This window comes from Streptomyces sp. DI166 (genome assembly GCF_900091315.1).
Lineage (GTDB): Bacteria > Actinomycetota > Actinomycetes > Streptomycetales > Streptomycetaceae > Streptomyces > Streptomyces fuscus.
In genome coordinates this window covers 1-10,732 of sequence record NZ_FLSP01000162.1, presented here as the reverse complement: position 1 = coordinate 10,732, position 10,732 = coordinate 1, and the positions used below count along the sequence as shown (strand labels likewise).

Here is a 10,732-nt window from a genome sequence, read left to right as displayed (position 1 = left end):
GGATGTCGAAACCGTCGCCGTCGACGTATCCGAGCGCGACGCCCTCGCCGCCGCCCTGGCCGGTCACTCACTCACGGCCGTGATCCACACGGCAGGCGTGGTGGACGACGGAGTGATCCAGGCCCTCACCCCCGATCGCCTGGCCCGCGTCCTGCGCCCGAAGGCCGACGCGGTGCGGCACCTGCACGAACTGACCCGAAACGAAGACCTCGCCGCCTTCGTGGTCTTCTCCTCCGTCGCCGGCACCTTCGGCAGCGCCGGACAGGCCAACTACGCGGCCGCGAACGCCTTCCTGGACGCCTTCGCCGCGACCCGCCGCACGGCCGGACTCCCCGCCACGTCCCTCGCCTGGGGCCCCTGGGCGTCCGGGACCGGGATGACGGCCGAGCTGACCGAGGCCGACCTGCGCCGTATGGCGCGCGGCGGCATGCGACCGCTCAGCGCCGAACAAGGCCTGGGGCTCCTGGACGAAGCGGGGCTCGCCACCCTTCGGGTCCCCGCGCACCGGGCGCTGCTGCTGCCGGTCGACCTCGACCTCAAGGCACTGCGCGCCCACGCCGAGGCCGTACCGCCGCTGCTGCGCGGACTGGTGCGCGCCCCGGCCCGCAAGGCCGCCGACACCGGGGCCGTCGCGCAGGGCGAGACGCAGGACCTCGGCGCACGGCTCGCGGCCCTCGCCCCGGCCGACCGGGAGCAGCACCTGATCGACTTGGTGTGCGCGCAGGCGGCGGCCACGCTCGGCCACGCCTCCGCCGACGAGATCGATCCGGAACAGGCGTTCAAGGAGCTGGGCTTCGACTCGCTCACCGCGGTGGAGCTGCGCAACCGGCTCAACGCGGCCACCAGGCTGCGGCTGTCGGCGACGCTGGTGTTCGACCACCCGACACCGACGGCACTGGCCGCACATCTGCTGGAGCAGATCAGGCTGCCGGAGGAGACCTCCGACACCCAGCGGGCCAACGGCCCGGCCGCGGCCGCCCCGCTGCTGGCCGAACTCGACCGGCTGGAGGCCGCGTTTGCCACGGCGGCGGCCGGCGGTGACGACCACGCGGCCATCGCTTCCCGTCTGCGGACGCTGACGGAGAAGTGGCAGGAACTCACAACCAAGGGCGACGGTGCCGGACACGACAACGGCACCGGCTCCGGGCGGACCGGAGCGGCGGTCGCCGACGTGGACGACGGAGAACTCGACTCCGTCGGCACGGCGGACGAACTGTTCGACCTCATCGACAAAGAACTCGGGATGTCGTGATCAGCCGCGGGAAACCGTTGGCATCGGCTCAGGGATGTGGCGTTGGTGGCTGAAGACGACAAGATGGACGACAAGTACGTCGAGTACCTCAAGCGGCTGACCGCGGAACTGCGGCAGACCCGCCGGCAGTTGCGCGAGGCGGAGGACCGGGACCGGGAACCGGTCGCGATCGTCGCGATGAGCTGCCGCTACCCGGGCGGCGTGGACAGTCCGGAGGAGCTGTGGCGGCTGGTCGCCGAGGGCGGGGACGCCATCTCCGGCTTCCCCGCCGACCGCGGCTGGGACGTCGACGCGGGCTACGACCCGGACCCCGACAACCCGGGCACGTTCTACGCGCTCGGCGGCGGATTCCTGCACGAGGCCCCGCAGTTCGACGCGGACTTCTTCGGGATCTCCCCGCGCGAGGCCCTCGCGATGGACCCCCAGCAGCGGCTGCTGCTGGAGATCTCCTGGGAGGCGTTCGAACGCGCCGGCATCGACCCCGGATCGGTGCGCGGCAGCAGCACCGGCGTCTTCGTCGGCGCCGCGACCTCCGGGTACGGGGCGGGAGTCAGCGAGTTCCCGGACGGGGTGCAGGGCCTGCTGCTGGCGGGCAACGCCACCTCCGTGGCCTCCGGCCGTATCGCCTACACCCTCGGGCTTGAGGGCCCCACCGTCACCGTCGACACGGCGTGCTCCTCCTCGCTGGTCGCCCTGCACTGGGCGTGCCAGGCGCTGCGCCGCGGCGAGTGCGACATGGCCCTCGCGGGCGGAGTCGCGGTCATGGCGACTCCGGCGATGTTCTACGAGTTCAGCAGGCAGCGGGGTCTCGCCCCCGACGGGCGCTGCAAGGCGTTCTCCGACGACGCCGACGGCACCGGCTGGGCCGAGGGCGCCGGCATGCTGCTGGTGGAGCGGCTCTCCGACGCCCGCCGCCTCGGCCACCCCGTGCTGGCCGTCGTGCGCGGTACGGCCGTCAACTCCGACGGCGCCTCCAACGGCCTCACCGCGCCCAACGGCCCCGCCCAGCAGCGAGTCATCCGCGCCGCCCTCGACGCCGCCGGACTCACCCCGGCCGACGTCCACGCCGTCGACGCGCACGGCACCGGCACCTCCCTCGGCGACCCCATCGAGGCGCAGGCACTCCTCGCCACGTACGGACAGGAGCGCGAACAGCCGCTGTGGCTGGGCTCGTTGAAGTCGAACATCGGGCACACCCAGTCCGCGGCGGGCGTCGGCAGCATCATCAAGATGGTCCAGGCGATGCGGCACGGCACGCTCCCGCGCACCCTGCACGTGTCCGAGCCGTCCCGCCACGTCGACTGGGAGGCGGGCGCCGTACGCCTGCTCACCGAACCCGTCGACTGGCCGCGCACCGACACCCCGCGCCGCGCCGGTGTGTCCTCCTTCGGCATCAGCGGCACCAACGCGCACGCCGTCATCGAGGAAGCCCCGGCCACCGAGGACGCGGACCCGGAGGCCCCCTCGCGCGAACTGGCCGTCGTCCCTTGGCCGGTGAGCGCGCGCAGCGAGGACGCCCTGCGCGCCCAGGCCGCCCGGCTCCTCGAACACCTCCGCGAGCGGCCGGCAGCGCCCCGCCCGCTCGACATCGGCCACGCCCTCGCCACCACCCGTGCCGCCCTCGAACACCGGGCGGTCGTACTCGCCACCGACCACGACGACGCCGTACGGGAGCTGACCGCGCTCGCCGCGGGCGAGCCCGGCACCGCGACCGTACGCGGCCGTACCGTGCGCGGCGCGACCGCGTTCCTGTTCGCCGGGCAGGGCTCCCAGCGCCCCGGCATGGGCCGCGAACTGTACGGCAGCCACCCCGAGTTCACCGCCGCCTTCGACGCCGTCGACGCCGAACTGCCCTTCGACCTCAAGGCAGTCGTCTTCGGCGACGACGCGGAGCCGCTGAACCGCACGGAGTACGCGCAGCCCGCGCTGTTCGCCCTGGAAGTGGCTCTGTTCCGGCAGTTGGAGGCGTGGGGGCTCACCCCGAAGTTCCTGCTCGGCCACTCCGTCGGCGAGCTGGCCGCCGCGCATGTCGCCGGGGTGTGGTCACTGCCGGACGCGTGCCGTCTGGTGGTGGCGCGGGGCCGGCTGATGCAGGCCCTGCCCGAGGGCGGCGCCATGGCCGCCGTCCAGGCCGACGAGGACGAGGTGCTGCCGCACCTCACGGACCGGGTGGGCATCGCCGCCGTCAACGGACCGCGCTCCGTCGTGGTCTCCGGCGCCGCCGACGCCGTGGAGGCCGTCGCCGCGCACTTCCGCGCCCAGGACCGCAAGGTCACCCCGCTGCGCGTCAGCCACGCCTTCCACTCGCCGCTCATGGAGCCGATGCTCGCGGAGTTCCGCCGCGTCGCCGAGTCGCTGGAGTACCGGCCGCCGCGGCTCACCCTTGTCTCCGACATGACCGGCGAGACCGCCCGCCCCGCCGACCTGTGCAACCCCGAGTACTGGGTCCGGCACGTCCGCGAGGCGGTCCGCTTCGCCGACGGCGTACGGCTGTTGGGCAAGCGGCGCGTCACGCGGTTCGTGGAGCTGGGTCCCGACGGCACACTCACCGCGCTCACGCGCGCCTACCTCGAAGGCGACGGCCTCACCGCCGTACCGACGCTGCGCAAGGACCGGCCCGAGCCGACCGCGCTGATGGCGGCCGTCGCGGACGCCTTCGCGCACGGCGCCGCCGTCGACTGGGCGGCCGTCTTCGCCGGCACCGGCGCCAAGCCCGTCGACCTGCCCACGTACGCCTTCCGCCGCAGCCGCTACTGGCTGGAGCCCACCCCGCACACGCCCCCCGCCGAGGACGGCACGCCCGGCCGGGACGGCGGCTTCTGGTCGGCCGTCGAGCAGGAGGACATCGCCGCGCTCGCCGACACCCTGCAGGTCGACGAGGGGCTGCTGCGGCCGCTCGTGCCCGCCCTGTCGACGTGGTGGCGGGGGCGCCGGGAACTCGGACGCGTCGACCGGCTGCGGCATCGGATCGCCTGGCAGCCGCTCGACGCCGCCCCGGAGGCCCGTCTCGCCGGACGCTGGCTGCTCGCCGTGCCGGACACCGCCGACGACGCCCTCACCCGGACGGTGCGGGACGCCCTTGCCGCCCGCGGCGCCGAGCCGGTGCTGTTCCCGTACGCGGCGGGGGAGGAGCGGGGCGCGCTCGCGGGCCGTTTCGCGGAGGTGGGCGCGGTGGCGGGCGTGCTCGCACTGCCGAGCGCCGGGGGACCCGGTCTCTCCGGCTCGGCGGAACCTGGCGGCTCGGGCTCGGTGGAACCCGACTCCTCCGCACTCGGCCGCTCGGGCTCGGTGGAACCCGACTCCTCCGCACCCGGCCGCTCGGGCTCGGTGGAACCCGACTCCTCCGCACTCGGCCGCTCGGGCTCGGTGGAACCCGACTCCTCCGCACCCGGCCGCTCGGGCTCGGTGGAACCCGACTCCTCCGCCCTCGCCCTGCCCGTCGTACGGCTCCTGCAGGCGCTCGGTGACGCCGAAGTGGCCGCCCCGCTGTGGCTGGCGACTCGCGGTGCCGTCGCGACGGCCCGTTCCGACGCCGCGCCGGACCCCGCGCAGGCGGCCCTGTGGGGCCTCGGCCGGGTCGCCGCGCTGGAGCTCGGGAACCGGTTCGGCGGGCTCGTCGACCTCCCCGGCACCGTCGACCGGCGGGCCGGCGACCGCCTCGCCGCCGTTCTCGCCGCCGGCGACGAGGACGAGGTCGCCGTCCGTGCCTCGGGTGTCCTCGCGCGTCGGCTGCGGCACGCCGAGGACACCGCCGCCGAGCCCGCCGGGCCCGGCTGGCAGCCCCGTGGCACTGTCCTGATCACCGGCGGTACCGGAGCGCTCGGCGCCCGGGTCGCGCAGTGGGCCGCGGAGCAGGGCGCCGAACACCTCGTACTCACCGGCCGCCGGGGCCCCGACGCGCCCGGAGCCGCCGAACTCACCGCCCGGCTCACCGCACTCGGCGCCCGCGTCACCGTAGAGGCCTGCGACGTTTCGGACCGTTCCGCCGTCGCCGACCTGCTCGCCCGGCACACCGTGGACGCCGTCGTCCACGCGGCCGGTGTCACCGACAGCGTGTCGCTCGCCGACGTCGACGACGACCGGTTCGCCCGCGTCCTCGCCGCCAAGGCCCAGGGCGCCGCCCACCTGGACGCCGTACTGGGCGACCGGCCCCTGGACGCCTTCGTGCTGTTCTCCTCCATCGCCGGCGTGTGGGGCAGCGGCGGCCAGAGCGCCTACGCCGCCGCCAACGCCTACCTCGACGCCCTCGCCGAGCGGCGCCGCGCCCGTGGCGCCACCGCGCTCTCCGTCGCCTGGGGCCCCTGGGCGGGCGGCGGCATGGCCGCCGAGGACGGCGCGGAGGAGTATCTGCGCCGCCGCGGCCTCACCTCCCTCGACCCCGACACCGCGCTCGCCGCGCTGCGCCGCGTCCTGGACCTCGGCGCGACCGGGCAGGTCGTCGCCGACGTCGACTGGGCCCGATTCGCGCCCGGCTTCACCAGTACCCGCCCCAGCCCCCTGCTGACCGGCATCCCCGAGGCCGTCGAGGCCCTGCGCGCGGGCCCGTCCGCCGCCGGCCACGGCGGAGCCGGGTCAGCCCTGCGCGACCGCCTCGCGGGCCGCGCCCCCGCCGAACGCACCCGCGCCCTGCTGGAGCTGGTCCGCACCCATGCCGCCGCCGTTCTCGGCCACACCGACGCGAGCCTGCTGGAGACCCGGCGCGCCTTCCGCGACTCCGGCTTCGACTCGCTGACCGCCGTGGAACTGCGCAACCGCCTCACCACCGAGACCGGCCTCGCGCTGCCCGCCACCCTCGTCTTCGACCACCCCACCCCCGTCGACCTCGCCACCCACCTGCACAACGAACTCTTCGGCGACGCCCAGGAACCCGGCGCCGGGCCTTCCGCGCACGGCGCCGACCGCGCCGACGACGACCCGATCGTCATCGTCGGCATGGGCTGCCGCCTGCCCGGCGACGTCAGCGGCCCCGCCGAACTCTGGGACCTGGTCGCGGGCGCGGGCGACGCCGTCGACGAACTCCCCACCGACCGCGGCTGGGACCTCGAAGCCCTCTACCACCCCGAGCCCGGCCGACCGGGCACCACCTACGCCCGGCACGGCGGATTCCTCACCGGTGTCGGCGACTTCGACCCCGGCTTCTTCGGGATCTCCCCGCGCGAAGCGCTCGCCATGGACCCCCAGCAGCGGCTGCTCCTGGAGATCTCCTGGGAGGCCCTGGAACGCGCCGCCATCGCCCCCGGCGCCCTGCGCGGCAGCCGAACCGGCGTGTTCATGGGCTCCAACGGCCAGGACTACCCGGCACTGTTGCTGAGCACCCCCGACGCGGGCGACGGCTTCCTCGGCACCGGCAACGCCGCGGCCGTCGTCTCCGGCCGCATCGCCTACGTCCTCGGGCTTGAGGGCCCCACCCTCACCGTCGACACCGCCTGCTCCTCCTCCTTGGTCGCCCTGCACCTCGCCGTGCGGTCGCTGCGCTCCGGCGAGTGCGACCTGGCCCTCGCGGGCGGCGTCACCGTCATGTCGACACCGGGCGCCTTCATCGAGTTCAGCAGACAGCGGGGCCTCGCCCCGGACGGACGCTGCAAGGCGTTCTCCGACGACGCCGACGGCACCGGCTGGGGCGAGGGCGCCGGCGTCCTCGTCGTCGAGCGCCTCTCCGACGCCCGCCGCCACGGGCACCCGGTCCTCGCCGTCGTCGCCGGTTCCGCCGTCAACCAGGACGGCGCCTCCAACGGCCTCACCGCGCCCAACGGGCCCGCCCAGCAGCGCGTCATCCGCGCCGCTCTCGCCGACGCCGGGCTGAACCCCGCCGACGTCGACGCCGTCGAGGCCCACGGCACGGGCACGACCCTCGGCGACCCCATCGAGGCCCAGGCGCTCCTCGCCACCTACGGGCAGGACCGCGAACAGCCCCTGTATCTCGGCTCGTTGAAGTCGAACATCGGCCACACCCAGGCCGCCGCCGGTGTCGCGGGCGTGATCAAGACGGTCGAGGCGATCCGCCACCGCGTCCTGCCGCCCACCCTGCACGCCGAACGGCCGTCCACCCACGTCGACTGGTCCACCGGCGCCGTCGAACTCCTCACCGACAGCCGCGAGTGGGCCTCCCCCGAGGGCCGACCCCGCCGCGCCGGAGTCTCCGCGTTCGGCGTGTCCGGCACCAACGCGCACGTCATCGTCGCCGAACCGCCCGCACCCCAAGCCGTCCAGGACGACGCGTCCGCCGAGCCCGTCGGCGGCCTGCTGGCGTGGACCCTCTCCGGCGCCTGCGCCGACGCCCTCCAGGACCAGGCCGCACGCCTCCTCGCCCACATCGAGGCCCGCCCCGACCTCACCGACGCCGACCTCGCCCGCTCCCTCGCCACCACCCGCACCGCGCACGAACACCGCGCGGTCGTCCTCGGCGCGGACGGCGGCGCGCTGCGCGCCGGGCTCCGCTCCCTGATCACCGGCGAGCCGAGCACGGACGCCGTGACCGGCCGCGTCGACCCCGAGGGGCGTACCGCGTTCCTGTTCGCGGGACAGGGTTCGCAACGGCTCGGCATGGGGCGGGAGTTGTACGACACGTGCTCCGTCTTCGCGGACGCCTTCGATGCGGCCTGTGCCCACCTGGACACGGAACTGCCGCGCCCGTTGCGGGAGGTGGTGTTCGGGGACGACCAGGAGGCACTGAACCGAACCGAGTACGCGCAGCCTGCCCTGTTCGCCCTTGAAGTGGCGCTGTTCCGGCTGCTGGAGTCGTGGGGTGTGCGGCCGGACGTGCTGGCCGGGCACTCGATCGGTGAGATCGCTGCCGCGCATGTGGCGGGGGTGTGGTCGCTGGCGGACGCGTGCAGGCTGGTTGCCGCGCGCGGCCGTCTGATGCAGGCGCTCCCCGACGGCGGCGCGATGGTGGCGGTGCGGGCCTCGGAGGACGAGGTGTTGCCGCTGCTCACGGACGAGGTGGGCATCGCCGCCGTCAACGGCCCACATTCCGTGGTGATTTCAGGCGACGCCGAGAAGGCCGAGGAGATCGCGGACCGCTTCCGCGGCGAGGGCCGCAAGGTCACCGCCCTCCGCGTCAGCCACGCCTTCCACTCACCCCTGATGGAGCCCATGCTGGCCGACTTCCGGGCCGTAGCCGAGCAACTCGTATACGAGCAGCCCGAGGTGGCGATCGTCTCCACATTGACCGGCACCGGCGCCGACCCCGAGGACCTGATGTCCCCGGAGTACTGGGTGCGGCACGTCCGCGAGGCCGTCCGGTTCGCCGACGCCACCCACACCCTGCACCGCGACGGTGTCACCCGCTTCCTGGAACTCGGCCCCGACGGCACCCTCACCGCCCTCGTCCACGCCGCGCTCACCGACGCCGAACCCCTGGCGATCCCCGCCTTGCGCGCCGACCGCCCCGAGACCCACGCGCTGCTCACAGCGACGGCGACCCTGTTCACCCACGGAACCGACGTCACCTGGGCCGCCGTACTGCCCCCGGCCCGCACGGTCGAACTGCCCACGTACGCCTTCCAGCACGCCCGCTACTGGCCGCGTCCCGGCGCCCCGCTCGGCGACCTGCGCTCCGCCGGACTGTCCGCCGCCGGACACCCGCTGCTCGGTGCCGCCGTCACCCTCGCCGACAGCGGCGCCGCCGTCCTCACCGGGCGGCTGTCCACCCGGCTCCAGCCCTGGCTGGCCGAACACGTCGTGTCCGGCTCGGTACTGCTGCCCGGCACCGCGTTCCTCGAACTCGCCCTGCACGCCGCCGACCGCGTCGGCTGCGCCACGGTCGAGGAACTCACCCTGCACACCCCGCTCGTGCTGCCCGAGCACGGATCCGCCCAGCTCCAGATCACCGTCGGCGCCCCCGACGACACCGGCCGCCGCGACATCGGCGTCTACTCCCGCCCGGCCGACCACGCCGAGGAAGCGGACACCGACGACGAGCCGTGGACGCAGCACGCCACCGGCACTCTGCACCCCGATCCCACCGTCCCGGCCCCCACGGCCGAGACCGGACCGCCCGCCCACGCCACCACGGTCCCCACCGACGGCCTCTACGACCAACTGGCCGCGACCGGACTGGCGTACGGCCCGCACTTCTGCGGCCTGACCGGCGTGCGACAGCACGGCGACGACCTGTTCGCCGAGGCCACCCTGCCCACCGAAGCCGCCGGCGACGCCCGCCGCTACGGCATCCACCCCGCCCTGCTGGACTCGCTCCTGCACGCCCTCGGAACCGTGGCCACCGACAACAGCACGGCAGGCCCAGGGCTGCCGTTCTCCTGGGAGGGCGTCACCCTTCACGCCACCGGCGCCACCGGACTGCGCGCCCGACTGCGCCGCACCGCCTCGGGCGCCGTCGGTATCGACCTCACCGACCCGGCGGGCACCCCCGTCGCCACCGTCACCGCCCTGACCCTGCGCCCGCTGACCACGGCACCTGCCGCCCCGGTCGCAGGCGGCCACACCGACTTGTTGCACCGGGTGGCCTGGACCCCGCTGCGGGGCGACCACACCTCGGCGCCGGACCTACCGGCGACCGTGCCGGACATCCCCACCACCCTCCCCGACCGTACGGTCACCGCCGGCGAGGACGTCCTCGTCCGCGTCGTACGGCCCGACGGCGATCCGGCCACCGCCGCGCACACCACGACGACGGCCACCCTGGAGCTGATCCGGGCCTGGCTGACGGAGGAGCGGTACGAGGGCGCCCGCTTGGTCGTCGTCACCGAAGGCGCCGTCGCCCCCGACAACGGCCCCGTCGACCCGGCGCTCGCTGCCGTATGGGGCCTGGTGCGGGCGGCCCGCGCGGAGAACCCCGGCCGGTTCGCCCTGGCCGACCTCGACGCCGCCCCCGAGTCCCGGGCGGCCCTCGCCGCGGCCCTCGCCTCCGACGAGGCGGAGTTCGCGCTGCGCGCCGGAACCGCCCACACCCCGCGCCTGGCCCGCGCCACGACCGACCACGAACTCCCCGCCCCCGCCGAGGCGTCCGCCTGGCGGCTCGACATCGTGGAGAAGGGCACGCTGGAGGGGCTGGGCCTCACCCCCGTGGACGCCTCGGTGGAGTTGGGCGAAGGCCAGGTCCGAATCGCCGTACGGGCGGCGGGCGTCAACTTCCGTGACGTGCTCAACGCCCTTGGTATGTATCCCGGTGACGCGAAGGACTTCGGTCTGGAGGGCGCCGGTGTCGTCACCGAGGTCGGTCCCGGGGTGACCGGACTGGCCGTTGGTGACCGGGTGATGGGCCTCTTCCCGGGCTCCTTCGGGCCGGTCGCGGTCGCGGATGCCCGGACTGTGGCCCGTGTTCCGGCGGGGTGGTCGTTCGCGCAGGCGGCGTCGGTACCGATTGTGTTCCTGACGGCGTACTACGCCCTCACCGACCTCGGCGTGCTGCGTGCGGGGGAGCGGATTCTCGTGCACGCGGCGGCCGGTGGTGTAGGTATGGCGGCCACGCAGGTGGCGCGTCACTTGGGTGCGGAGGTGTTCGGCACCGCGAGCGTT

General features: G+C 74.9%; 2 protein-coding genes. Both read left to right on the top strand.

Annotated features, from left to right (window positions below; all coding sequences use genetic code 11):
- Nucleotides 1–1,252, top strand: a 1,252-nt coding sequence (locus tag GA0115233_RS38360; protein WP_141689639.1) for a KR domain-containing protein, incomplete at its 5' end; no start/stop codon positions are given.
- A 45-nt stretch (nt 1,253–1,297) separates the two neighbouring features.
- Nucleotides 1,298–10,732: type I polyketide synthase (locus tag GA0115233_RS42120; RefSeq protein ID WP_176712093.1), on the top strand; the 9,435-nt coding region annotated here is incomplete at its 3' end.